The sequence below is a fragment of the Streptomyces sp. NPDC044106 genome, assembly GCF_056433985.1.
Map to the genome: position 1 here is coordinate 116,044 of NZ_JBWKFZ010000015.1, position 24,268 is coordinate 140,311.

Annotated in this window: 27 protein-coding genes; 19 read left to right on the top strand and 8 right to left on the bottom strand. The window is 73.4% G+C overall.

What is annotated here, in order from left to right; all coding sequences use genetic code 11:
- Positions 1–110 precede the first annotated feature (110 nt).
- Positions 111–350: a chaplin gene (locus tag AC07DI_RS27145; RefSeq protein WP_478906526.1), complete on the bottom strand. Its 240-nt coding sequence runs from the start codon at positions 348–350 to the stop codon at positions 111–113.
- Between the two features lie 418 nt (positions 351–768).
- Here AC07DI_RS27145 and AC07DI_RS27150 point away from each other — a divergent pair, with 418 nt between their 5' ends.
- The 8 genes from AC07DI_RS27150 to AC07DI_RS27185 are packed head-to-tail and all read left to right on the top strand — an operon-like array spanning position 769 to position 10,340.
- Entirely contained in the window at positions 769–1,914 is a 1,146-nt protein-coding gene (locus tag AC07DI_RS27150) for a glycosyltransferase (RefSeq protein WP_478906528.1), read from the top strand.
- Positions 1,911–3,440: a sugar transferase gene (locus AC07DI_RS27155; protein WP_478906530.1), complete on the top strand. Its 1,530-nt coding sequence runs from the start codon at positions 1,911–1,913 to the stop codon at positions 3,438–3,440. Before AC07DI_RS27150 ends, AC07DI_RS27155 begins: the two co-directional genes overlap by 4 nt.
- A gap of 3 nt (positions 3,441–3,443) precedes the next feature.
- Entirely contained in the window at positions 3,444–4,850 is a 1,407-nt protein-coding gene (locus AC07DI_RS27160; protein ID WP_478906532.1) for an O-antigen ligase family protein, read from the top strand.
- Positions 4,847–6,613: a lipid II flippase MurJ gene (locus tag AC07DI_RS27165; protein ID WP_478906534.1), complete on the top strand. Its 1,767-nt coding sequence runs from the start codon at positions 4,847–4,849 to the stop codon at positions 6,611–6,613. Before AC07DI_RS27160 ends, AC07DI_RS27165 begins: the two co-directional genes overlap by 4 nt.
- Positions 6,603–7,439, top strand: a complete 837-nt coding sequence (locus AC07DI_RS27170) for a polysaccharide deacetylase family protein (protein ID WP_384262910.1) — start codon at positions 6,603–6,605, stop codon at positions 7,437–7,439. The genes AC07DI_RS27165 and AC07DI_RS27170 overlap by 11 nt, the downstream gene beginning before the upstream one ends.
- Positions 7,436–8,578, top strand: coding sequence for a glycosyltransferase (locus AC07DI_RS27175; RefSeq protein ID WP_478906536.1), 1,143 nt, complete (start codon positions 7,436–7,438; stop codon positions 8,576–8,578). Before AC07DI_RS27170 ends, AC07DI_RS27175 begins: the two co-directional genes overlap by 4 nt.
- On the top strand, positions 8,575–9,225 hold the full coding sequence (locus AC07DI_RS27180; RefSeq protein WP_478906538.1) for a YveK family protein: 651 nt from the start codon (positions 8,575–8,577) through the stop codon (positions 9,223–9,225). The genes AC07DI_RS27175 and AC07DI_RS27180 overlap by 4 nt, the downstream gene beginning before the upstream one ends.
- On the top strand, positions 9,222–10,340 hold the full coding sequence (locus AC07DI_RS27185; protein WP_478906540.1) for a GNAT family N-acetyltransferase: 1,119 nt from the start codon (positions 9,222–9,224) through the stop codon (positions 10,338–10,340). The genes AC07DI_RS27180 and AC07DI_RS27185 overlap by 4 nt, the downstream gene beginning before the upstream one ends.
- Positions 10,341–10,567: 227 nt before the next feature.
- Here the strand turns inward: AC07DI_RS27185 and AC07DI_RS27190 are convergent, their stop codons facing one another.
- Positions 10,568–11,761, bottom strand: a complete 1,194-nt coding sequence (locus AC07DI_RS27190; RefSeq protein WP_478906542.1) for a glycoside hydrolase family 26 protein — start codon at positions 11,759–11,761, stop codon at positions 10,568–10,570.
- A 139-nt stretch (positions 11,762–11,900) separates the two neighbouring features.
- Between AC07DI_RS27190 and AC07DI_RS27195 the strand changes: the two genes are divergently transcribed.
- Both AC07DI_RS27195 and AC07DI_RS27200 read left to right on the top strand, forming a co-directional pair.
- Positions 11,901–13,202 (top strand): carboxylate--amine ligase, encoded by a 1,302-nt coding sequence (locus AC07DI_RS27195; protein WP_478906655.1) that lies wholly within the window; start codon positions 11,901–11,903, stop codon positions 13,200–13,202.
- Positions 13,195–14,472 carry an NAD(P)-binding domain-containing protein gene (locus tag AC07DI_RS27200; RefSeq protein WP_478906544.1) on the top strand — a complete coding sequence of 426 codons (1,278 nt, stop codon included), beginning with the start codon at positions 13,195–13,197 and terminating at the stop codon, positions 14,470–14,472. Before AC07DI_RS27195 ends, AC07DI_RS27200 begins: the two co-directional genes overlap by 8 nt.
- A 180-nt stretch (positions 14,473–14,652) precedes the next feature.
- On the opposite strand, the gene AC07DI_RS27205 is transcribed toward AC07DI_RS27200, so the two are convergent.
- From AC07DI_RS27205 to AC07DI_RS27215, 3 genes are all read right to left on the bottom strand, one after another.
- On the bottom strand, positions 14,653–15,498 hold the full coding sequence (locus AC07DI_RS27205) for a chaplin (protein ID WP_478906546.1): 846 nt from the start codon (positions 15,496–15,498) through the stop codon (positions 14,653–14,655).
- Positions 15,499–15,595: 97 nt separating this feature from the next.
- Positions 15,596–15,787: a chaplin gene (locus AC07DI_RS27210; RefSeq protein ID WP_478906657.1), complete on the bottom strand. Its 192-nt coding sequence runs from the start codon at positions 15,785–15,787 to the stop codon at positions 15,596–15,598.
- 308 nt (positions 15,788–16,095) lie between these two features.
- Entirely contained in the window at positions 16,096–16,494 is a 399-nt protein-coding gene (locus tag AC07DI_RS27215; protein ID WP_478906548.1) for a rodlin, read from the bottom strand.
- Positions 16,495–16,733: 239 nt separating this feature from the next.
- On the opposite strand from AC07DI_RS27215, the gene AC07DI_RS27220 reads away from it, so the two are divergent.
- The 5 genes from AC07DI_RS27220 to AC07DI_RS27240 all read left to right on the top strand — a co-directional run bounded on the left by AC07DI_RS27220 (position 16,734) and on the right by AC07DI_RS27240 (position 19,663).
- On the top strand, positions 16,734–17,144 hold the full coding sequence (locus AC07DI_RS27220) for a rodlin (RefSeq protein WP_384262930.1): 411 nt from the start codon (positions 16,734–16,736) through the stop codon (positions 17,142–17,144).
- 460 nt (positions 17,145–17,604) lie between these two features.
- Positions 17,605–18,012, top strand: coding sequence for a rodlin (locus tag AC07DI_RS27225; protein WP_384262933.1), 408 nt, complete (start codon positions 17,605–17,607; stop codon positions 18,010–18,012).
- A gap of 199 nt (positions 18,013–18,211) precedes the next feature.
- A complete protein-coding gene (locus AC07DI_RS27230) occupies positions 18,212–18,427 on the top strand; it encodes a hypothetical protein (protein WP_384262936.1) in 216 nt (71 codons plus the stop codon).
- Between the two features lie 161 nt (positions 18,428–18,588).
- Positions 18,589–18,987, top strand: a complete 399-nt coding sequence (locus tag AC07DI_RS27235) for an ATP-binding protein (protein WP_478906551.1) — start codon at positions 18,589–18,591, stop codon at positions 18,985–18,987.
- A gap of 190 nt (positions 18,988–19,177) precedes the next feature.
- Positions 19,178–19,663, top strand: a complete 486-nt coding sequence (locus tag AC07DI_RS27240; RefSeq protein ID WP_384260280.1) for a hypothetical protein — start codon at positions 19,178–19,180, stop codon at positions 19,661–19,663.
- Between the two features lie 28 nt (positions 19,664–19,691).
- Here AC07DI_RS27240 and AC07DI_RS27245 read toward each other — a convergent pair whose 3' ends face one another.
- From AC07DI_RS27245 to AC07DI_RS27255, 3 genes are read right to left on the bottom strand one after another with little or no spacing between them, the layout of a single operon-like run.
- On the bottom strand, positions 19,692–20,042 hold the full coding sequence (locus AC07DI_RS27245; RefSeq protein ID WP_478906553.1) for an Asp23/Gls24 family envelope stress response protein: 351 nt from the start codon (positions 20,040–20,042) through the stop codon (positions 19,692–19,694).
- On the bottom strand, positions 20,039–20,785 hold the full coding sequence (locus AC07DI_RS27250) for an Asp23/Gls24 family envelope stress response protein (RefSeq protein WP_478906555.1): 747 nt from the start codon (positions 20,783–20,785) through the stop codon (positions 20,039–20,041). Before AC07DI_RS27250 ends, AC07DI_RS27245 begins: the two co-directional genes overlap by 4 nt.
- Complete coding sequence (locus AC07DI_RS27255) at positions 20,776–21,387, bottom strand: RNA polymerase sigma factor (RefSeq protein ID WP_384260287.1); 612 nt, start codon at positions 21,385–21,387, stop codon at positions 20,776–20,778. Before AC07DI_RS27255 ends, AC07DI_RS27250 begins: the two co-directional genes overlap by 10 nt.
- A 277-nt stretch (positions 21,388–21,664) precedes the next feature.
- On the opposite strand from AC07DI_RS27255, the gene AC07DI_RS27260 reads away from it, so the two are divergent.
- From AC07DI_RS27260 to AC07DI_RS27275, 4 genes are all read left to right on the top strand, one after another.
- Positions 21,665–22,186, top strand: a complete 522-nt coding sequence (locus AC07DI_RS27260) for an Asp23/Gls24 family envelope stress response protein (RefSeq protein ID WP_384260289.1) — start codon at positions 21,665–21,667, stop codon at positions 22,184–22,186.
- A gap of 119 nt (positions 22,187–22,305) precedes the next feature.
- Positions 22,306–22,491: a hypothetical protein gene (locus AC07DI_RS27265; protein WP_384260292.1), complete on the top strand. Its 186-nt coding sequence runs from the start codon at positions 22,306–22,308 to the stop codon at positions 22,489–22,491.
- Positions 22,488–23,558, top strand: a complete 1,071-nt coding sequence (locus AC07DI_RS27270) for a DUF6286 domain-containing Asp23/Gls24 family envelope stress response protein (RefSeq protein ID WP_478906558.1) — start codon at positions 22,488–22,490, stop codon at positions 23,556–23,558. Before AC07DI_RS27265 ends, AC07DI_RS27270 begins: the two co-directional genes overlap by 4 nt.
- Positions 23,555–24,175, top strand: a complete 621-nt coding sequence (locus AC07DI_RS27275; RefSeq protein ID WP_478906560.1) for an Asp23/Gls24 family envelope stress response protein — start codon at positions 23,555–23,557, stop codon at positions 24,173–24,175. The genes AC07DI_RS27270 and AC07DI_RS27275 overlap by 4 nt, the downstream gene beginning before the upstream one ends.
- Positions 24,176–24,268 lie beyond the last annotated feature (93 nt).

Below are 24,268 nucleotides of genomic sequence, written 5' to 3' on the forward strand. Positions count from 1 at the left end.
GGCAGTCGGCTGACGGTGGCGCGGCCCCCCATTCGGGGCACGGCCCGCGCCGGTACGCGAAGCGGCCGCCCCCGCCAGTACGGGGACGGCCGCCGCGGTCGGACGGTGCGTCAGTCGTTGACGCAGGTGTTGCCGAACGCCGGGTTCAGCAGACCGATGACGTTGATGCTGTTGCCGCACAGGTTCACGGGGATGTGGATCGGCGCCTGCACGTTGTTGCCCGAGATCACGCCGGGGGAGTTGGTGGCGGCACCCTGCGCGCCGCTGTCCGCGGCAGCGACACCCGCGGTTCCGGCCACGGCGGCGGCGGCGACGGCGGACAGGGCAAGAGCCTTGGTGGTACGCGACATGGAGTGCTGCTCCTTGGTGATGTTGCCAGGGACGGGAGGGATACCCGTCTGGAGGGATCAACTGCTGAGCGGCACGACGAGTTGTGCGCCCAGACGGGTGATGCTGCGTCCGATCCATTGCGGTGCCGCGGTCGCGGGCCGCCGGGCGCGCCGCGACCTCCGCTCGCTCCGCCGGGCCGCCGCCCGGGTGCGCGGTCGCCCGACTGCCACGTCCTTCACCGTTCCGACACACGCGCCGAGGTTGACCGACTTGTCCGCTTCAGCGGCTACAGTTGCGCTTCCCTTTAGGGCATTCCAGTCATATGCGTTCAGATTCGTTCATTGCTCGCGAATCCCCCAACTCCGCTGTGGTTCGAGTCTCCACACTCCGGAAGCACCGCACCGGCCACGCGCTGCCACTGACTCAAGGGAGTCGCGCATGCCTCTGCCCTCAGCACTCGCTCCCCCGCGGGTCCTGCACGTCAGCCAGCCCGTGGACGGCGGCGTGGCGCGGGTCGTCGTCGACCTGGTCACGGCGCAGGCCGCCGCGGGCACCGACGTACACGTGGCCTGCCCCGAGGAGGGCTTCCTGCCCCGGGCGTTGGGCGCCCTCGGACCCGCCGTCCGCGTACACCCCTGGGCGGCGACCCGCTCCCCCGGACCCGGCCTGCGGGCCGAGACCAGGGAGTTGAAGCGCATCGTCGACGCGACGGGGCCCGCGCTCGTCCACGCGCACAGCGCCAAGGCCGGGCTCGCCGCGCGCCTCGCGCTGCGCGGCAGCGTGCCCACCGTGTTCCAGCCGCACGCCTGGTCGTTCGAGGCGGTCGGCGGCGTCACCGCGCTCCTCGCCCGGCTCTGGGAGCGCCGCGCGGCGCGGTGGACGACGCGCATCGTCTGTGTCAGCGAGGCCGAGTGGGTCACCGGACGGCGGGCGGGCGTCACGGGCTCCTACTCGGTGGTCCCCAACGGCGTGGACACCGACCGCTTCACGCCCACCGCGCCCGGCCGGGCGCCCGACGTGAGCGTTCCGCTGGTGGTGTGCGTCGGCAGGCTCTGCCGGCAGAAGGGGCAGGACGTGCTGCTGCGCGCCTGGCCCGCGGTGGCCGCGCAGGTCCCCCACGCCCGCCTGGTCCTCGTGGGGGACGGGCCGGACGGCGAACGGCTGCGCGCCCAGGCCGGGCCGCGGGTGGCCTTCGCCGGGGAGGCGGCCGACGCGGCCCCCTGGTACCGGGCCGCCGACGTGGTCGTACTCCCCTCGCGCTGGGAGGGCATGGCGCTGGCGCCGCTGGAGGCCATGGCCTGTGCCCGCCCGGTCGTGGTCACCGACGTGGACGGGGCGCGGGAGAGCCTGCCGCCGTCCCACCGCGGGCACGCCCTCGTACCGCCGGAGGACCCCGAAGCGCTGTCGCGGGCCCTGCTCGCCCTGTTGCGGGACGGGGAGCTGCGCGACTCGCTGGGGCGGCGGGGCCGTCGGCACGTACTGGACCACCACGACGCACGGCACACCACGGCCGCCATCGACGCGGTGTACGGCGAGCTTCTGGGCACGGCGCCCACCGGACACAGGGAGTGCACCACCACGTGAGTGCGGAACGGACCGTTGCCTCCTCATCCAGTCAGCCGCGGCAGGACACCCAGGCCCCGCCCGGGTCCTTCGTCGTCGCGCCACGCGAAGCCATGGGCCATCGCGCGGGGGCGTCGGCACGGACGCCCGCCCGCAGACGGCGTTCGGCCGCCGCCCTCGTGGCCGTCGACTGCGCCGCCGCTTTACTGAGCCTGTTGCCGCTCGACGAGCCGCGGCAGCGGGCCGTCCTCGCGCCGCTGCTCGTGGCCGTGGTGCTGATCCTGAACGCGCGGGGCCGGCTGTACGAGTACGCCGCGCTGCCCGACACGCTCGGCCAGGCGCCGTCGCTCGCCGGGCGGATCGTGCTCGGCTGGTCCTTCACCGCGGTCCTCGCCCCGGCGCTGACCGCGTCGGTCCTGCCCGCGTCGGTCCTGCCCGCTCCGGGGCCGCTCGCCCCTGAGGCCCTCCTCGGCGCGGCCACCCTGCACTGCCTGCTGAGCCTCTGCGGGCGCGCCCTGGTCCACCGGCACCGGCGCTCCCGCGCCGTGCGCAGGCCCCGGCCGGTCCTGGTGCTCGGTCCGAGCGGCCCGGCGCGCGGCGTGGCCGCCGCGCTGCTGCGGCGGCCGGGCTGCGGCATGCGGCCGGTCGGCATCCTCGGCGAGAGCGCGGAGCACCGGCAGGACGAGGAGGGCGGCGGCGACACCGAGGGGATGCCGGGGCCCGAGCTTCCGGTGCTCCGCACGGAGGACGAACTCCACCGCGCGGTGATCCAGAACGACATCGGCGGTGTGTTCCTGCTCGCCGACCGCGGCCCCGCGTTCGCCGGGTGGCTGCCCGCGCTGAGCGGCCTCGGCTGCGACCTGTGGGAACTCGACCCGCGCTGTCCGGACATCGCGCCCGCGCCGGGCGGGCCCACGGAGTACGTGGCCGGGTTCGCCTGCCGCCCCCTGCTGCCCACCCGGGCCCGCGGGACCGGCGTCGGCAAGCGGCTCCTCGACCTCACCGTGTCGGGCGTCCTGCTCCTGGTGGCCGCGCCGGTCCTCGCGGTGTGCGCCCTGGTGCTGCGCGCCGTGGAGGGCCCCGGCGTGATCTTCCGGCAGGAACGCGTCGGCAAGGACGGCGAGTTGTTCACCCTGCTCAAGTTCCGTACCCACCGGCCCGCCGACCCGCAGGAGGCCGCGACGCGGTGGAGCGTCGCCGACGAGCAGCGCATCAGCCCGTTCTGCCGGTTCCTGCGGGGCACGTCGCTCGACGAGCTCCCGCAGCTGTGGAACGTACTGCGCGGCGACATGAGCCTGGTCGGACCGCGGCCCGAACGACCGTTCTTCGTCGCTCAGTTCAGCCAGGCCCACCCGGACTACGCCCACCGGCACCGCATGCCGACCGGCATCACCGGCCTCGCCCAGATCCACGGCCTGCGCGGGGACACCTCCATCGAGGACCGGTGCCGCTTCGACAATGCCTATATCGACAGCTGGTCGTTCTGGCAGGACATGTGCATCCTGCTGCGCACCGTCGGCTGCCTCGTACGCCGCACGGGGAGCTGAGAAGTGACCCACCTGCCCGCCCCCTCCCCCGCCCTGCCCGCCACCCGCCCGCACACCGTGGTGCCGCCCCTGCTGCGCCGGTACGCCCCGGTCCTCCCTGTGGTGCTCCTCGTCGCGCTGCTCGCCCTGCCGGTGCCCGCCGAGGGAGCCACGTCCGGCGGCGGCACCGGGACCGTGGCCGACGCGGTGTCCGCCCTCGTCGTCGGCCACTGCGTCCTGCGCGCCGTGCGGGCCCGCCGACGCCCGCTGACCCGCACCGCCGCGGTGCTGTTCGGCATGCCGGTCGTCGGGATCACCGTGGCCGCCTTCGGCGCCTCGTCCGCCGCGACCGGGGTCGCCGGGGCCGCGCGCTACCTGCAGATCTTCGTGCTGGTCCCGGCCGCCGTGCTGCTCCTGATCCGCGACGCGTCCCACTTCCGCCTGCTGGCCTGGTCGTTCGTCGCGCTGGGGCTCTGGCAGGGCGTCATCGGCGTGCACCAGTACCTGACCGGCACCGGCGCCTCGTACATGGGCGAGGACATCCGCGCGGTGGGCACGTTCGGCTCCACGGACGTCATGGGGATGGCCACGGTCGTCTCGTACGGACTCATCAGCTCGCTGGCCCTGGCGCACCGCCCCCGCGCGCCGCGCCAACGGACGGCCGCGCTCGTGTGCGCGGCCCTGCTGACCGTGCCGCTCGCCCTGTCGTTCAGCCGCGGGGCGTGGATCGCCACGGCGGCGGGCTGCGCCGCGGTGCTGCTGCTCGCCGGGGTGCGCAGGGCGGCCAGGGCCCTGCTCGCGGCGGGTGCGGCGGCCGTCGTCCTGGTGGCCGGGCTCGGCGTCGGCTCGGCCATGCTCCAGGAGCGCCTCAGCAGCATCACGCAGGTGACGGACGCCCCCGACCAGTCGGTCACCGACCGCTACACGATGTGGGCGGCCTCCGCCGACATGTGGCGCGCGCACCCGGTGACCGGGGTGGGCCTGAAGGGGTTCCCCGGCCACCGCGACAGCCACGCCTCGCTGGCTCTGTCCTCCGGCAGCGACACCGCGGGGGCCGGCAGCGGCTTCGTGCGCCAGCCACTGCTCTCCCCGCACAACATGTACCTGCTCGTCCTCGGTGAGCAGGGGCTGCTCGGCCTCACCGCGCTGGCGGGCTGCTGGGCGGGGCTCGTGGTGTGCGGGGTGCGTCGCTGGAAGGGGCAGTGGGCCCGGCGGGACGGTCCCGGCGGCCCCAGCGGGCCCGGCGGCCCCAGCGGGCCGGAGCTGGACTGCGCGCTGGTCGCCTGCGGGCTGCTGGTCTGGCAGCTGGTCGACTTCATGTACGCCGATATCGGCGGCCCCTCCACCGTCCTGACCGCGGTCGCCCTCGGCCTCATCGCCTGGTGGTCGGTGGGCCTGCGCGGCGGGCCGGGAGAGGCGGACGCGCGATGACGACCGTGCCACCGGAGGTGGCCCCGGAACCGGCTGCGGCAGCCACCACGACGGCCGGGACCGGAAGTGGAATCGGAACTGGAAGTGGAACCGGAACCGTCGGGGCCGGCGCGGGTGAGGCGGCCGGGAAGTCCGGCGGTTCGTTCCTCGCCAAGGCCGCCATCGTCACGGCCGTGCTGTCCATCGCGGGGTCGCTCCTCGGCCTCGTACGCGACCAGGCGCTGGCGCACTTCTTCGGCGCGGGGACCGACACCGACGCCTTCCTGGTGGCGTGGACGCTGCCCGAACTGGCCGCGACCCTGCTCATCGAGGACGGCCTCGCCTTCTTCCTCGTCCCCGCGTTCAGCCTCGCGCTCGCGCGCCGCGCGGACACCCCGGCCGCCGCCACCGACCCCGTCCACGCTCTCGTGCGGGCATCGCTGCCTCGCATGGCGCTCTGGTTCGCGGGCGCGGGCGCCCTGCTCATCGCGGCGGCGCCCTACCTGGTCGCGGTCCTCGCCCCCGGCCTCCCCGACCCCCGCCTGGCGGTCGACTGCACGCGCCTCACCGCCACCTGCGCCCTCACGTTCGGTCTGGCCGGCTACTGCAGCGCGGCGCTGCGGGCCCACCACCGGTTCGTGGCGCCCGCGGCGGTCTACGTCGCGTACAACGCGGCCATCATCGCCGCCCTGTTCGCCCTCGCGGCACCGCTGGGCGTGCGGGCCGCGGCGGCGGGCGTGGCGGTGGGCGGCGCGCTCATGGTCGCCGTCCAGGCCCCGTCGCTGTGGCGCCAGCTGCGGTCGGCACCGGGTCCCGCGCCCGTACCTGTGCCCGTACCCGTACCCGTACGGGCAGCTGAACCGGAATCTGAGTCGGAGCCCGAATCGGAATCTGTACCGGCGCCGGAACCCGCGCCGGCCCAGGCGCTCCAGACCACCATCATCTGGACCGTCCTCCTCTTCGCGCTCTGCCGCCAGTCGCAGGTGCTCATCGAGCGGTTCCTCGCCTCGTCGCTGCCCGCCGGCGCCATCTCGCACCTGAACTACGCGCAGAAGGTCGCGCAGATGCCGATGGTGCTCTCCCTCATGGTGTGCACCGTCACCTTCCCCGTGGTCGCGCGGGCCCTGGCCAACGGCGAGACGGAACGCGCCCGCGAGCGCGTGGAACGCGACCTCGTCCTGGCCGGATGCATGGTGCTTCTCGGTGCCGCGGCCGTCATCGCCGCCGCGCCCCCGCTCATCGAACTGCTCTTCCAGCGCGGCGCCTTCACCGCGCGGGACACCGCCGCCACCGCCTCGGTCATGCGCGTCTACGCGCTGGGCCTGCTCGGCCACACGCTGGTGGGCGCGCTCGCCCGCGCCCACTTCTCGGTGGCGAGGACCACCTGGGTCCCGCTCGGCGCGATGGTCACCGGCGTCGTCACCACCGCGGGGCTCGGCCTCCTGACCGTCGGTGCCTGGGGCGTCCGCGGGATCGCCGGGGCCAACGCGGCCGGCATCTGCGTCGCCGCACTGCTCCTGCTGCGCGGCACCGGCCCGCACACCGTGGCCGTCAGGAAGCGCGTCGTCGTCGGCCGCCTTGGCCGGCTGGTGCTCGCCGCGGGCGGCGCGGCGGTGCTCGGCGCCCTGTGCACCGGGCGGATGGCGGGGCCGCCCGCCGCCGCCGTCCTCGCGAGCTGCGCGGTCGTGACCGTCTCCTTCGCACTCCTGGGCCTGCTCCTGGGGGCGCAGCCCTGGCCGTCCGCCCTCCGCTCCGTGACCAGAAAGCTCCGCCATGTCCGTTGACCTCACCCCGTCCGACCCGCCCACTCCGCCGACCCCGTCCACCCCGTCCGGCACGGAGCCGTTCCTGCGGTTCCGGCCGCCCCGCACCCCGGCGTGGGTGGCGATGTACCACTCCGTCGCGGACCCGGCCGACGACCCGTACGGGATCACCGTCGCGCCGGAGCGCCTCGCCGGGCAGCTGCGCTGGATGCGGCGCAACGGGCTGCGCGGCGTGTCGATGAAGTACCTGTTCGAGGCGTGCGCGCAGGGGCAGGAGCACAACCTCGTCGGCCTCACCTTCGACGACGGGTACCGCGACTTCGTCGACCACGCGCTGCCGTTGCTGCGGCAGCACGACTGCACCGCCACCGTGTTCGTGCTGCCCGGCCGCCTCGGCGGGGAGAACGCCTGGGACCCGCTCGGCCCGCGCAAACCGCTCCTGGACGCCGAAGGCATCCGGCACATCGCCGAGAGCGGCATGGAGATCGCCTCGCACGGGCTCACCCACGTCGACCTGACCAAGGCCGACGACCGCCTCCTGCGCCGCGAGGTCGGCGGCAGCCGGGCCGCGCTGTACGCCCTGACCGGCCGTGAGGTGCAGGGGTTCTGCTACCCCTACGGCCACGTCGACGCCCGCGTGACGGCCGCGGTGCGCGAGGCCGGGTACCGCTACGCCTGCGCGATCGCCCCCGGCGCGCTCGCCGGCCCCCTCGCCCTGCCGCGCGTCCACATCGGCCAGGGCGACTCGGCCTGGCGCATGCGCCTGAAGCTGCGCACGAACCGGCTCAGGCGCCGCGTCCTCGACCGCTCGGCGGTGTTCGACGAGCGCTCGGCGGTGTTCGGGTGAAGGTCCTGCACATCATCACCGGGCTCGGGGTGGGCGGCGCGGAGCTGCAACTGCGCCTGCTGCTGCGCCACTTGCCGACCCCGTGCGACGTCGTCGCGCTGACCGACGCGGGCACGGTGGCGCGGGGCATCGCTGCCGACGGCATCCGGGTGACCGACCTCGGCATGTCCGGCAACCGCGACGTGGCGGCGCTGCCGCGCCTCGTCCGGCTCATCCGCGCGGGCCGCTACGACGTCGTGCACACCCATCTCTACCGGGCCTGCCTGTACGGACGCGTCGCGGCCCGGCTCGCGGGGGTGCGGGCGGTGGTGGCCACGGAACACTCCCTCGGCGACTCCCAGATGGAGGGCCGGCCGCTGACCGCGGGGGTCCGCGCGCTGTATCTGGCCGGGGAGCGGCTCGGCCGGATGACGGTCGCGGTCTCGCCCGCCGTCGGGGCGCGGCTGCACCGCTGGGGCGTGCCGCGCAGGCGCATCCGGGTGGTGCCCAACGGCATCGAGGTGGAGCGCTTCCGGTTCGATCCAGCAGCCCGGGTGCGTACGCGCGACCAACTGGGGCTGCCCGCCTCGGCCTTCGTCGTCGGCGGCGTGGGACGGCTGGCGCCCGGCAAGCGGTTCGACGTGCTGCTGCGGGCGGCCGCCGCACTGCCCGAGGACGTCGTCGTACTGCTCGTGGGGGGCGGGCCCGAGGAGCAGGGCCTGCGGCGGCTCGCGCAGCGGCTCGGCATCGCGGGGCGGGTGCGGTTCGCCGGTGAGTCCGCCCACGAGGGCGGCGGCGCGGACCGCGTACCGGACCTGCCTTCCCTGCTGTCCGCCATGGACGCCCTCGCCTCCCCCTCCCCCGAGGAGGCCTTCGGCCTGGCGCTCGTGGAGGGCCTGGCCAGCGGGCTGCCCGTGCTGTACGCGTCCTGCCCGGCCCTGGAGGGCCTCAGCGCGGGCGAGCGGTCCGGCGCCGCGTACTGCCCGAGCGATCCGGACTCCTTCGCACGAGCCCTGAGGGGGCTGCGCGAGGACGTCCCGCCGCACCGCTCGGCCCCGGCCGCGGTGCGGCACTACAGCATCACCCGAAGCGCCGAGCAGCTGATGGGCGTGTACGCGTCCCTCGTGCCCGGCCCGACCCCGGAGGTGAACCCTCGATGAGCGACTCCGTGAACGAGCGACCGCGCATCGGCGACCTGCGAGCCCGCCTCGCGCGGCTGCCCCGCTGGTGGGCCCTGCCGGCCTGCGCGGCCCTCGGACTGGTGACGGGCGCCGGGTACGGCGCGCTCCAGACCCCGCAGTACACGGCCACGAGTTACGTCGTCGCCGTACCGCAGGAGAAGGCGGACCCGGCCACGGCCCTTGGATTCGCCCAGGCGTACGGCCGGGTGGCCACGCAGCTCGCCGTCCTCGGCGACGCCCAGGTGGCCGCGGGCATGTCACCGGCTCAGCTGCAGGACAGCGTGCAGGTGGTCACCTCGCCCGACGCGCCGATGATCGCGGTCTCCGCGACCACCGAGCAGCCCTCCTCCGCCGCCCTCACCGCCAACGCGGTGGCGCGGTCGCTGGCCAGGAGCGCCAACCACTCCAAGGGCAGCACCCGCGTGAAACTCCTGGCGTTCTCCCGCGCACTGGAGCCGAACGCGCCCTCCTCGCTCTCCACCGGCGTGACCACCCTGGTCGGCGGGTGCGCCGGCGGTCTGCTCGGCGGCCTCGCGCTGCTGGTCCGCCCCCGTGGACGTACGGAGCAGGCGTCCGGCCTCTCCGTCCCCGGGCCCGCGTCCGCGCTGGTGCGGAGCGCCCCGTGAGTGCGGCGACCGGCGAGCGTCCGCGGGCCGAACTGTGCGTGGAACAGGACGAGTTCGAGGCGCTGGCCGAACCGTGGGGGCGGCTGCACCGGTCGTGCCCGGCGGCGACACCGTTCCAGAGCCATGCCTGGCTGTCGTCCTGGTGGCGTTCGTACGGCCGTCCCGGGCGGCTGCGGGTGGTCCTGGTCCGCGACGGCGGGCGGCTGATCGCGGCGGCGCCGCTGATGCGGGTGGACACCCCGGTCCCGGCGCTGAAGCCGCTGGGCGGCGAGATCTCCGACTTCACCGACGTCCTGCTCGACGACGCGCACCGCGAGGCGGGCACGGAGGCGCTCCTCGCGGGTCTTTACGCGCTGGCGAGGACCGCGGTGGTCGACTTCGGCGAAGTCAGGCCCGGCGCGTGTGTGGAGAGCCTGTACGAGCGGTGGCCGGGGCCGCGGCGCACGCTGGCCGACTCGGCCTGCCTGGAGCTGCCCGCGCTGCCGATGGACGAACTGCTCAAGCGGCTTCCGGCGCCGCGCGCGCAGCGCACCCGGGCCAAGATCCGCAAGCTGGCGGCGCTGGGGGTGGAGAGCCGGGTCGTCCCCGTCGAGGAGGTGGAGACGTCGGTGCGGACGCTGCTGCACCTGCACCAGTTGCAGTGGCAGGGCCGCAAGGTGACCGCCGAGCACCTCCAGCCGCGGTTCCACGAGCACCTGCTCCGCTCCATGCGCCCGATGGTCGCGGCCGGGGAGGCGGTGGTGACCGAGTTCCGGCTGGACGGCGAGGTGCTGGCCGCGGATCTGACGCTGCTCTCGGGCACGCTGGCCGGCGGCTATCTGTACGGCGCCCACCCCCGGCTCAGGGAGCGCAAGGTCGATGTCGCCACGATGCTCCTGGACGCCTGCACCCGCCACACCGGCGGCGAGCACCCGCGCGCGCTGAGCCTGCTGCGGGGCAACGAGTCCTACAAGCACCACTGGCGGCCCGAGCCGGTCCACAACCGGCGCTTCCTGCTGGCCCGCAGGCGCACGTCGCCGCTGGTGTGCGCGGTGGCCTGGGGCGCGGCGGGCCGCGAGTGGGCGAAGCGGCGGCTGCGCGAGCGCGCGGCGCGCGGCGGCGGAACCTCGTCGTGACGGTTCGCGCCGCCGCGCCGCCGCGAGGTTCTCAGAGCCTGTGTCATATCCCCGGTCGGATCAGTGGGCGTCGTCTGGTGCGTGCGATCGCAAGGCGCCGGGAAGCCCTCGGTGGGGGTCCCCCCGGGCCGTTCAGGCCTGGGGGAGGAGCTACTAGGGCTTTTCGGCAACGCGGCGAGCGTGCGTGCCAGACGACGCCCACCCGGCCGGGGATATGACACAGGCTCTCAGGGGCGCTTCAGGGCGTGCCACCAGTCGATGCGCAGACACAGCCCGCCCGTCCAGTACTCGACCCAGTCGCCGAGCTCCACCGGCGTGCAGAGCGGGGCCTTCGCGGGCTCGTCCGGCCGGGTCGGCACGGTGGGCGCGGTCGGCACGGTGGGCACCGTCGGCTCAGCCGGCAGCGCTTCGCGGCCCGAGAGCAGGTCGCGGTAGACCTTGGCGGCGGCGGGATTCTCCTTGCACTGCCACACCCCGTGCGGGCAGTAGTCGGTGACGGTGTTGTACAGCGGCTTCTTCTCGTCGATCCATTTCAGCATGCGGCGCATGTACACGTCGTTGTCGCCGTTGCGGAACAGGCCCCATTCCGGATACGAGATGGGCTTGTTGTGCTCCTTCGCGAAGTCCACGTGCCGCTGCAGCCCGTAAGGCTCCGAGATCTGCTCGTCGAACGGCATTCCCTGCGGCTGGTCGTACGAGTCCATTCCGATGATGTCGACGACGTCGTCCCCGGGATAGCACTGCGTCCAGGGAACCGCGTCCCGCCCTCTGCTCGGCGTGAAGTCGAACCGGAATTTCTGCCCCGGTACCGCACGCATCGCGGTGACGACCCTGTTCCAGTACTTCTTCCACGACTCCGGGTCAGGACCGCAGCGATGGGTGTACGTCGTGCCGTTCATCTCCCAGCCGAGCACGATGACCGTGTCGGGGACGCCGAGGGCGACGAGGCGTTCGGCGAGCGTATGGAAGTGCTGGTCGAACTCACCGGCGGCGCCCTGCCGCAGCATCCGCTGCACCTCGGCGTCGCCGACCCCTTCCTCGTTGCGTTCGAGCATCGGGACGTTCAGGACGAAGAACCGATCGTCCTTCTGCTTGCGCCACTCGGCCCACTTCTCCAGGAAGTTCGGGGCGCCCTCGATGTTGCTCCAGCGATCGCCCGGAAGATAGGTGTGGCCGACCCGCAGTTCGGCGCCGTCGAGCCATTTGCTCAGCTCGCTCATGCGCTCGACCCCGCGGGGGCCGTAGTCGAGGTACGCGCCGAAGGCGGGCGTCTTCGGCGCGGTCGCGGGTCCCCCCAGAGGTTCGCCGTCGCGTACGACGCCCACCGTGTGTCCCGGCACGGATGCCAGGGCCACCGACGAGACGATTCCAGCAGCGATGAAGGCGAGACGTTTACCGCGCTGACGACGCTGTGGGGACATATCAGCTCCTCGTTCTACGACCGTTCCCGACCGCACCTCTCTGACAATCCGTCATATGTATTTCTATTGCGCCAAACGGGTTTCTAATCCTGAGTTCCCCCACATCGCCCGCATGGGCGATCGATAAGCGAGGATGACGTTGCAGCCTCTCGATACACGCATTCCTGCGGTCCTCCTGCGGATCGACAGGAATCCCTTTCACCACGGAACCCTCGGTGCCGTGCGTTCGCTGGGACGGGCGGGCGTCGAGGTCCACCTGGTGGCCGACGACCACGAAAGCCCCGTACGACGGTCCCGGTACCTGCACCAGCTGCACGCGCCGCCCGCCCCCGGAGCGTCCCTGGCCGAGGTGGCCGCCGTACTGCGCCGGGTCTCGCACCGCCTCCCCGGCCCCGCCGTGCTGATCCCCCTCGACGACGCGGGCGCCCTCGCGGTCGGCGCCCTGTACGACGAGCTCACCGGCCTCTTCCTGCTGCCCCGGGCGGGCGACAACGTCGCCGAGCGGGTCGCGGACAAGGCGACCCTGGCCCAGGTCTGCGCGCAGGCCGGTGTGGCCCACCCGGCGACGCTGGCCCCGGAGTCCGCCGCCGAGGCCGCGGGCGCCGTGCGCCGGCTCGGCGCCCCCGCCGTGGCGAAGTGGAGCCGCCCCTGGCTGCTGCCCCGCGACACCGGGCTGCGCAGCACCACCGTGATCGGTTCCCCGCGCGAGGCCGCCGCGCTGTTCGACCGCAGGGCAGAGGCGGGCAGCCCCCTGCTGCTCCAGGCGTTCGTTCCCGGGGCGCGCGGCGCGGACTGGTTCGTGCACGGCTGCGCGGGCCGGGACGGTGTCGTACGCGGCGGCGGCACGGGCCGCAAGCACCGCTCCTGGCCGCGCTCCGCCGGTCTCACGGTGCGCGGCGAGTGGGCCGCGGAACCCGGCCTCTGGTCGGCCGCCACGCAGATCGTGGCGACCCTGGAGTACCGGGGGATCTTCGACATGGACTTCCGCAGGGACGCCACGACCGGCGACTACCACCTCATCGACTTCAACCCGCGCCCCGGCGCCCAGTTCCGCCTCTTCGCGGACGGCACCGGCACGGACGTCGTCCGCGCCCTCCACCTCGACCTGACCCACCGCCCCGTACCGCCGGCAGCGCCCCTGCCCGGCCGCACCTTCGTCGTGGAGAACTACGCCCCGCTGACCGCGCTGCGCGCCCTTCCCCGGCCGTTCCCGCGCGCGAAGCCACCGTCCGGCGAGCTCGCCTGGCACGCCGCCGACGACCCCGCGCCCGGGTCGGCCCTGCGCCGCCTCTGGGGCCGCCACGTGCTGCGGCGGCTGCGCGACGGCCTCACCCACCGCTTGGGCACCGTCCTGACCTTCCTTTCGAGCAGGGCGCGGGAGCACGCACCCGCCGTCCTGCCCGGCACGCCGAACAGAGAGCGAGCAGTCACCGATGCATGACCTGCTGATCGTCGGCGCGGGCCCCTACGGCCTGTCGATCGCCTCGCACGCCGTGGCGGCCGGCCTCGACGTGCGGATCTTCGGCCGGACCATGGCGTCCTGGCGCGACCACATGCCGCGCGGCATGTTCCTGAAGTCCGAGCCCTGGGCCTCCGACCTCTCCGACCCCGCGGGCCGGTACGGCCTGGCCGCCTACTGCGCCCGCGAGGGCCTGCCCGCCGAGCACGGCCGGCCGCTGCCCATCGAGCACTTCGCGTCCTACGGTCTCTGGTTCGCCGAGCGGGCCGCCCCGCCGGTCGACGAACGCCTCATCGCCTCCGTACGGCTCACCCCCGGCGGCTACGAGGTGCGCACCCGGGACGGCGAGGTCTGCCGCGCGCGGGCCGTGGCCCTCGCGGTGGGCGTGCTGCCCTTCACGGAGATCCCCCAGGCCGTACGTGGCCTCGGCGCCGACCACGTCTCGCACAGCAGCCACCACGCCGACCTGCGCCGCTTCCGCGGCCAGGACGTGACGGTGCTCGGCGCCGGGCAGGCGGCCCTGGAGACGGCGGCGCTCCTCGCGGAGCAGGGCACCCGGGTACGGATCGTCGCCCGGTCCCCGCACGTGTCCTGGAACACCGCGCCCGCGCCCTGGCGGCGGCCGTGGTGGGAGTCGGTGCGCGCCCCGCACACCGGCCTCGGCTGCGGCTGGCGCAACGCGTTCTACGCGCGGACCCCGAACCTCTTCCGGCGCCTGCCCGAACAGGCCCGCGCCCGGGTCGCCGCGGGCGCGCTCGGCCCGGCCGGGGCGTGGTGGATCAGGGAACGCGTCGAGGCCGGCGTCGAGGTGCGGACCGGCCACCGCGTCGAGTCGGCCGCGCTCGCCGACGGGCGCGTACAGGTGCGGACGGCCGCTCTCACCGGCGAGGGCCTGCGGTTCGCGACGGACCACGTCATCGCCGCCACCGGCTTCCGGGCGACGACCCGCCGCATCGACGTCCTGGCCCCCGAGGTCCGCACCCGCCTCCACTCCCTGGCGGACGGCACCCCGTACGTCAGCGACCGCTTCGAGACGTCCTGCCCCGGGCTCTTCCTGGCAGGACTGACGACGGCGTCGAGCTTCGGCCCCGCCATGCGCTTCGTGTACGGGGCCTCGTTCACCGCGGAACGGCTCGTGCGAGGCGTCGAACGGCACGTACGGCTACGGCACTTCCCGGCCGCTCTTCTGAGTGACAGGGCGGGCGAACGGGTGAACCGCGGTTCCGCCGAGAGCCGTCCAGTGATGCACTGAATGCGCTTCATGGGACAGGCACGGGTCGCTCCCCGCCAGCCGTCGGCAGTCATGCCGACGGGGAGCGACCACCCCAACGGGCCGGTCACCGCCTCCTTCCACGCCGAAAGGGAAGCCCTTCCGTCCGGGCTTCCCTTTCGGCGTGTACCGGGTCGGACGCGGTGCGCCCGACCCCTTGCTCTACCGCCGGGTCCCGGCGAATCCACGCCGGTACAGAATCGCGCCGCCGAGCAGCAGCCCGGCGCCCGCCCCGAAGAGCAGCGCGGGGTCCGCGCCCGTCATGGCCAGTTGGTCCTGTGCCGCGGCGGCCTGCGCGGGAAGGTGGACGCGGGTGCCGTGCGGCGTGTGGCGCGGCGCCGTCTCCGGCACCGCGGCGGGGTCCTCGGGGACCGTGTGACGAGGGGCGTGGGGCATGGCCCGGGGCCGCGGTTCGGGGGAGTGCGGCGCGGGCGGGGCGTCGGCGTGCGGCGGGGCGCTGTGCGGGGCGTCCGGGTGTGGGGGCTCGCTCCCGCACTTGTTGCCGAGGGCGTTCGAGAGCGCGGCCACGATGCCCACCGTGTTGCCACAGGCCTTCACCGGCGCGTCCACCGGTGCGTGCGCGTTGTTGCCCGAGACGGCGCCGGGCGCGTCGGCCGCCGAGCCCTGGGCACCGGCGCCGCTCTGGCCGCCTTGTCCGGCCCGCGGCTCCGGCACCGGAGCGCTCTGCGTCGTCCGCGGGGACGCGGAGCCGTGCTGGGCGGGGTGGTGCGGGGCGGGGTGGTGCGGGGAAGAGCTGTGGTGGGAGCCGGCGGGGCCGCATTTGTTTCCGAAAGCCGGGTTGCCCACCGCGGCGGCGTTCACCGTGTTGCCGCAGGCGTTGACCGGTACTTCCAGGGGGGCCTGCACGTTGTTGCCCGACAAGATGCCGGGCGAGTCCGATGCCTGCCCGTCCGCTCCGGAAGTGGCGAACGCGTGGGCGCCGGACAGGGACAGGATGCTCGTGGCAGCCGCGGCGGAGAGCATTCCTTTGCTGAGGGCCTGTCGCAATCTAGTGGTCTTTCTCTGTCCGTCGGGCAACCGGCCCTGGCGCCGGAAGGGCGGCCAGGGCCGGCTGAGGCACAGCAGGAACAGCTGAGCCGTTACGTCAGTCGTTGGCGCACTTGTTGCCGAACGCCGGGTTCAGGAGAGCGACGATGTCGACGGTGTTCCCGCACAGGTTGACGGGCACGTGGATGGGCACCTGCACGTTGTTGCCGGAGAGGACACCCGGGGAACCGACGGCCGCGCCCTCGGCACCGGCGTCGGCGAACGCCGGGGCGCCCAGGCTCAGCGCCATGAGGGCACCGGCGATAATCGTCGCGCTCTTCTTGAGCTTCACAGCTTTTCCCTTCTTTCGGGCCACGCCTAAACGGCGGCCGGAGCCGGGCGGGCATTCCCTGTTCCCGCACCGCGACCTGAGCCCTACTCAACGAGTGGCCGGGACCGAAGAAACCGCCGTGTTGACACCATTCGGAAGTTCACTCGAATGCGAGGCGCCACTGAACGGTGGATTCGCGCAGCGGAGTTCGCCGTGACATGAGAAAGCCCGGGCCGCCCGAGGAGGAAAAGGGCGGGCGACCCGAGCAGTCTCTACCGGGCGGTGGATCAGCCGTTGTGCTGACCGTTGCCCGAGAGGATCGGCAGGTCGCTGAGGATGTGCGACAGCGGCTCGTCGCCCTTGGCCTGCGTCGAGTTCTCGGTGCACTGCTGGGTCTGCGGCGCGGAGAGGATCGGGAGGTCCTGGATTCCGACGTTGACGAGGGCGACGATGTTCTGGATGTTCGCCTTGACCGGGAGGCCGATGCAAGGCTTGTTCAGCGTGCCCTGGACCAGGGAGAGCTGCGGGCTCATGTCGCCCTTGGTGGCGGAGTTACCGAACGACTGCTCAGCACCGTTGCCGCTCAGCGACTGGGTGCCGGAGTCGTCACCGATGGCCATCGCCGGGGAAGCGATACCGGCCGCGGCCACCGCGGCCACTGCCATTGCCATTGCCTTCTGAAGCATTTGTGGATCCTTTTCTGGGGCAGACGCTCACGTTACTGCGGCCTGCTCAACTCCCCGCTCCGCGTTTAGTTCCGGGCATTCACTCCATCGGATCGCCGGTGATCGACGCGACGACGAAATCACTCATCCACGCGAGCGGCCGCGCATTGGGCCATCGGAGTGAATTTCAGCAACCCCTCCAGTTCGGGGCAGTTGCTCATGATGCTCCGAGGACGGGGCTAACTCAGAGAGGAACACCTGTGATCAAGAAGGTTATGACCGCGGCTGCGGTCACGGCTTCCGTCGTCGGCATGTCCGCCGCCGCCGCGCCCACGGCCCTCGCCACCGGCAACGACAGCGGTACCGAGACCATGAGCGGCAACAACGCCATGCAGTCGTTCGGCAACTCCGCCACGCACGGCAACATGAGCCCTCAGATGGCGCTCATCCAGGGCTCGTTCAACAAGCCCTGCATCGCCCTGCCGGCCAAGGCCAACATCCAGAACATCGTCGGCCTCGTCAACATCGGGCTTCAGGACATCCCGATCCTCTCCGCGCCGCAGACCCAGCAGTGCACGGAGAACTCGACGCAGGCCAAGGGCGACGAGCCGCTCTCGCACATCCTGGAGGACATCCCGCTGCTCTCGGGCAACGGCGTCAGCAACCACTGACACACCCGCACGCCCTTCGGTGGGCCGCCATCTTCCACTTCGGCGGCCCACTGCCGTATCTCAGTTCCTGGGCCAGGGGTCGCGCTCGACCAGCCTCCGCCACTCGGGATCGGGCCGGCCCGGAACGGTCTTTCCCTGCGCGTACCAACTCCGCAGCACGGAATCGTAGATGGGGTCGGTGCGGCACTCCGGGGACTGCCTGCTCGTCGGAATGACACCCAGCCGCTGCCATGGTCCTGTGCGGTCAGCCATTTTTCCTCGCCGAGAGTGGGGAGCGTCTCCGTCTTCGTTCCTGCCGAAGTGCGCGACGAAACGGTGCCGTTGAGGGGAAAGCCGACGTTCGCCGAAGATCAGCATATTTATCCCCCGAACAGTGCAATCGCCGCAACTCCCGTCCCATAGCTCAGTTGATCACCATGCGGCTCCGGAGTGGAGCCTCACTCGAAGGGAACTCCTCACCATGAAGAAGCTGCTCGCAACGACCCTCGTCGCCCTGTCCGCCGCCGGCCTGGCCGCCACCGCGACCCCGCAGGCCATGGCCATCGGCGACGACTCGAACACCCAGTCGGTCAGCGGAAACGGCGCCGGGCAGTCGTTCGGCAACTCCGCGACGAAGGGCAACATGAGCCCGCAGATGACCCTGGTCCAGGGTTCGCTGAACAAGCTCTGCGTCGGCCTCCCGGCCAAGGCCAACATCCAGAACATCGTCGCCCTCGTCAACGTCGGAATCCAGGACCTCCCGATCCTCTCCGCGCCGCAGACCCAGCAGTGTGTCGAGAACTCGACGCAGGCCAAGGGCGACGAGCCGCTCTCGCACATCCTGGAGGACATCCCGCTGCTCTCGGGCAACGGCGTCGACAACCACTGATTCGAGCGCCCCCCCCATGGCCGGGGGCAGTGCCGGGGAAGGCCCGTACGCAGGTGACGGCGCCTTCCCCGGACCCGCGTCGGTGTCACCCGTCCGGCCCAGTCCGGCGGGCGGCCATCCGTAGGACCCTTCAGCGTGGTGAGCGTTCGCGCACGCACTTTCGATGCGTGCGCACGCACCCACACCGAAGGGTCTGACCATGAAGCGCATAGCCCGCGCCGTGTCCATCGCCGGCATCACCGCGGCACTGGCCGTCCCGGCCGTCGGCGTCGCCGCCGCGGCCCCCGCCGTCACCGCCGCTCCGGCCGCCCAGCAGGCCGCCGGCGACTGGGACGACGACTGGGACCACCACCACGGTCACCACCATCACCACTACTACAACCACGACCACCTGCTGGACATTGGGCTGCTCTGACGGGCACGGCTTCGCGGTGGCCGCCACGGGTCTCCCCGTGTGCGGCCACCGCGCGTTTCATCCCATTCGGGCCAATCATCCGCATCGATGCGTGTGGGCCCACGGTCGGAGGGCAACCGAAGAGAAACAGCCCCCATCAAGATCGGTGGAAGTGATGCGCTGTGACAATCGACAGCACGCCGGACACCGCACTCCTCACCTGTCCCCGCAGCCCCGGCGCCGCCCGGGATGTCGTACGCGCCCTGCTGTGCCAGGGCACCCATCGCATCGGTGACCTGGCCGTCGCCGACGCCGTCCTCGTGACCTCGGAACTGGTCACCAACGCCATCCGGCACGGCGGCGGACTGCGCGGCTTCGAGTGCCGCATGAGGTCCGAATCCGTCGAGATCGCCGTCGAGGACGGCAGCGACGAGGTCCCGGTGACCCGCCCCAGGCCGAGCCCCCTGATGAGCGGCGGACACGGCTGGCCCTCCGTGTGCCGCCTTGCCGACGACGTGACCGTGACGCACCTGCCCGGCGGCGGGAAACGCATCGTCGCCCGCGTGCCACTGGCGGCGTGAGCCCGCGGCCGCACCGGCCACCCTGCTGGACCAGCGGACCCGCCCCTCACCGTGTGCCTGCCGGGCGAAGCGGACGACGACGGGGTTCCATGAAGCGATACGCCTCCCGATCCGGCGTATCCCGTCATCACCTGTCATCATCCGCCAACCTGGAAGGGCCGGTTACGCCGTGCAGCGAATCCTGAAGACCATGCTCGTGACAGCGACGGCCGCGACGGCGGCGCTGGCGCCCGGTGCGGCGATCGCCGCCGAGCGGCACGCGGTCACCGTGGAGAGCACGGCCCGCACCAGTGCGGACGGTTCGAGAGCCGTCCTCTCCGGCACCTACACGTGCGAGGGCTACACCGGCACCGTGCGGCTCAAGGTCTCGCTCCGTACGGACCAGTCGCGACCGCTCACCCCGGCGGAGACCGCGACGGTGCAGCACGTCTTCCAGTGGCTGGGCGTCCCCGGCGTCCCCGTCCCGACGACGAGCTCCTCGAACAACCTCAGCGAGCAGTCCCACCCCGTCTCCTGCGACGGCAGCGCCACGCCCCACCGCTGGGAGAGCACCTTCTACGGGCCGGGTGCGAAGGGCAGCAAGGCGAAGGTCAAGGTGACGCTGACCGGCAAGGACCCCCGTACGGCCGAGGTGCGCAACCTCGCCGAGACGGCGGGCGAGGTGACGTTCGCCTGACTCCGGGCTGCCTGGTCCGCAGGCCGGGTCATACGCGGCCGGTCACCGTCACCGAGACGCTTGGTGGCCGTGACCGGCCGTCCCGCCGCCGCAGCACCTCGGTCACCGCGGCGCGCACCTCACGGGTGACGTCCACGGCACGGTGGCCCCGGTGCAGGACGACGTGGATGTCGGCGTGCCGGACATGGGCGTCACCTGTGCGGGTGAGTCGTATGCCCGAGGAACGGGACGGCGTGCGCAGGGCGGACCGGAGGAGGTCGGCGAGGCCCGGTCGCAGGAAGGCGACGCCCGGCGTGGCGAGCACCGCTTCCCGGACGGCTTCGGTGAGGTCGGCGTCGGTGGCGTCGGCCGGGACCTCGGGGGTGAGCGGTTCGGTCACGGCTGCCGCCGCCTCTCCACGCCGTCGTCGTCGGTGACGCGGGCACTGTCGGTGATATCGGTGATGTCGGTGATCGTCACGTCGATGGCCGCGACGCGCATGCCCAGTTCGGCGTCGACCGCCTCCAGGGCGCGGTGGCGGACCCGCTCCGCGACCTCCTGGAGATTCCGGGTGAGGGCCACGGCCACCGCCAGGCGGATGCGCACAGGAGCGCGGGAGCCGCGCGAGCCGCGCGACGCCGAAGTGGCGGTGCGGTCCTCGCCGGTGAACGGCTCGATGCGGCAGCTGCCCGCCCGTACCCCCGGCACGGTCTCCGCGGCGGCGCGGACGGTCCGGGCGGCGGCGGCCTCCACGATCCACGCGTCCTCGTCCTCCTCGCCGAGCGGAAGGGTGCGGCCGGGCCGCAGTTCGAGGCGGACCACGTCCATGACGCGGCCGACGAGCGCCGAGGCGTCCGGCTCCGCCTCCCGCGGTTCCGCCTCGCGGGCGGCGGAGACGACGTCCTCCAGGCTCCGCAGCGTGTCCAGGGCGCCGGCGCAGTGCGGGCAGGTGGCGGCGTGCGGATCGCTCCCGCCGCTCTCCGCGCGCTCCCAGACGCCCCACACGTCGCGTCCGCAGGGCAGGAACTCGTTGGGTTCGCCCGCCATCTCTCCGTCCCGCATCCCTCCGCCCGGCATCTCTCCGGTCGGCGTTCCTCCGCTCGGCATCTCTCCGCCCGGCCCTCGCTCCTCGTTCACCGCCATGCGGCCATCGCCTCCGTGAGATAGCGCCGTGCCCGGAAGACCCGGCCCCGTACCGCCTCCGGGCTGATGCCGACCGTCTCGGCGATGGTCTCGTAGGCGACGCCGTTGAGCTCGCGCAGCACCCAGCACACCCGCTGTTCCGGGGACAGCCCCTCCATCGCCCTGCCGAGCGCCACCACGGCGGCGTGCGACTCGGCGACCCGGGCCGGGGACGCCTCGTGCTCCGGTGCCTGCGGCTCGGGCACCTCCCCCAGGTCCACGGAGGGGCGGCGGGCCCGCAGGACGTTCAGGCACCGGTTCGTGACGATGCGGTGCATCCATGTGCCGAACCGCGCGTCCCCGCGGAACTCGGGCATCTTGCGCCAGGCGCTCACGAAGGATTCCTGCACCGCGTCCTCCGCCTCCGTCCGGCTGCCGAGCAGCCGCGTCGCGAGCCGCAGCAGTGCGGGCGCGTGGCGGCGCACGAGCTGCTCGAAGGCCTCTTCGTCGCCCTCGGCGGCCCGTACCGCCAGCAATCCGTCCTCGCGCAGGGCGGCTCCGCCCGCGGATTCCCGTACGGACTCGTCCGCGTCCTCGCGCGCGCTGTCCCGGTCCCCCGGCACCCGCGGCTCCTCTCACTCGGCTCGTACACCTATGACACTGCGCCGCCCGCCCGCGTTACGCGACGCGGACGCGTGATCCGGCGGGGAAGAATTTCGGCCGAGCCGCGTCACGAATCCCGTACGCGGGTGTCAGATGAGTGGCGGGCCGGGCACTCGGCTTTCACCGAGCGCTCGGTCGGCAGGCGCAGCGAACGGCTGCGGCCGCACGTGTGACAGCGACAGTCCGACAGCGACAGGTCCGACAGCGGCAAGTCCCTGACTACGAGGAGACGGCTTCATGGCGACTCAGGAGTTCACTTCGAAGACGGCCGATTCCGGCGGCGAAGCGACGGGCTTCACCGGCGGCGCGCGGCCGAGCGTGCCGGGCAGCACCACGGTGACGGGCGGCACCGGCGCCACCGAGCCGGCCGCGACGCGCGGGAAGACCTCCATCGCCGATGTGGTGGTGGTGAAGATAGCCGGTATGGCGGCGCGGGAGATCCCCGGTGTGTACGACATGGGCGGCGGGCTCTCCCGCACGCTCGGGGCCGTCCGCGACCGTGTCCCCGGCGGCCGTCCGAACGTCGGGCGCGGCGTGAAGGTCGAGGTGGGCGAGCGGCAGACGGCCATCGACCTGGACATCGTCGTCGAGTACGGCGTCCCGATCACCGATGTCGCCCACGACGTGCGCGAGAACGTCGTCGCGGCGGTGGAGCGCATCACCGGCCTTGAGGTCGTCGAGGTCAACGTCGCGGTCAACGACGTACGGCTGCCCGACGACGAGAGCACGGACTCCGGCGGCGAGACGCGCGTGGAGTAGGCGCCTTCTCGCAGGCATCCCGCGTCCGACCCGGGGTACGGCAGCGGTGTCACCCCCGTACGTGGTGCGAGGGCCCCAACTGTGGTGTGACGGTCTCCTTCTGTGGTGTGAGGTGAGTGGTGAGCACAGCTCTGGTGGGCCTGGTCGCCGGGATGGCCCTGGGATTCGCGGGCTGGTTCGGCGGTTTCGGCGCCTTCCTCCTGGTCGCCGCACTGGGCGCGGTCGGCTTCGTCGTGGGGCGCCTCGTGGACGACGGCACGGACATCCGTGGTTTCCTCGGCGGCCGTGACCGGGGGCGGCGATGAGGGTGCGGACGCCTGCGGGGGACCGCGGCTCGACGAGCGTCGCCGACCGCGCGGTGCGGCGCGTCGCGGAGCGGGCCGCCACGGAGGCGCTGGCTCCCGGCGAGGTCAGGACCGTCCGGGGTGCGGCGACGGTACGCGGACGCCGGGCCCGGGTCGCCGTCACCGTGACGCTGCCGTACCCCGAGGTGCTCGACGAGGCGGGCGAACGCGTGCGGTCGCATGTCGCCGACCGCACCCAGCGGCTCACCGGCCTCGTCGTGCCTTCGGCGCGGGTCAGGGTCGGGGGGCTGCGGCTGCGGGAACCGGTGCAAGAACCCCTTCCGCACGCCGTTCCGGAACGGTGGCAGGAGGGGCAGGAGGGGCAGGAGGGACAGGAGGGGCAGGAGCAGACGGGTGGCCGTCGGGTGCGGCGGCCGTGGTCCCAACGGGGGCTTCCCGTCGGGGCGTTGGCGCTCGCCGCCGCAGCGGTCTGCGGTGTGCTCCTGTACGACGTGCTGGCCGTGCACGCCGCGGGACGGCCGCCCGCTCCGTGGCGGGCCGACCTGACGAAGTGGCTCACCGCGCACGGCCCGGCCGGCAGCGCCTGGCCCGGCCTCGCGGCGGCACTCGCCGTGTTCGGGCTCGGCGTGTGGCTGCTGGTTCTCGCCGTGACACCCGGGCTCCGAGGCCGGCTCCCCATGCGGGAGCCGCTGCCGGAGATCCGCGCGGTCCTCGACCGGAGTGCGGCGGCGGCGCTGCTGCGGGACGCCGTGTCGGAGCTGCCGGGGATCACCCGGGTGCGGATCGACGTCGGCCGCCGCCGGGTCCGCGTACGCGCGGGGCTCGCTTTCGGCCATCTGGAGGCGACCCGGGCGGAGTTGACCGGGGCGGTGGAGCGGACGCTGGCGTCCTGGGGCCTCGGGCGCACACCGCGATACCGGGTCCGCCTGCGCGCGGGCCCTCTCTGGCGTACGCCGACGGCGCCCAGGCCCACCCCGGACGGCGACGGCGCCACCACGACGTACGGGAGCACCCCGCAAGAAGGCACCACGCAAGGAAGCGCCACGCAAGGGGGTACCGGCCCGTGACACGACTGCGCACCGGCGCCAATCGCGCCGCCCTGCTCTGCGTGGCGGCGGTCCTGCTGGGTTCGGGAGCCGTGCTCGCGTCGGCGACAGGACCCGTCCGTGACCGGCTGCCGTCCGGCTGGCCGCGGCTCGGGGGCGACCGGGTCTGGCTCGACGGGGCGGATCTCGCGCGCTGGCGCGCTCACGGCTGGTGGACGCCCCTGGTCGTCGCCGCGCTCTGTGTCGGCGTACTCCTGTTCCTGGGGTGGGCCGTGGCGGCGGTGCGCCGCGGGCGGCTGCGCGAACTGCCGCTCGGACACCCCGACGTCACCCTGTCCGGGCCTGCGCTCGCCGCGGTGATGGCCGAGCGGGCGGGCGCCGTCGACGGCGTGGCCCACGCGTACGTGAGCCTGCGCGGGAGCCCGCGGCGGCTGCGCGCCCGGGTCACGCTGGTGCTGCTGCCTGACAGCTCCCCGGAGGCGGTGCTGCGCGACCTGGCCCGGCATACGGTGGCCGAGGCGCGGGCGGCGACGTCGCCACGCCCGCTGGCCGTCGACGTACGACTCACCATGCGGTCGCGCGAGGCGCGCTCACCCAAGGCACGGTCACGCGGGCAGGGACGGCGTCGGCTGCGCTGACGCAGACGGCCGTTCCGTTCAGAGCCTGTGTCATATCCCCGGTCGGATCAGTGGGCGTCGTCTGGTGCGTGCGATCGCAAGGCGCCGGGAAGT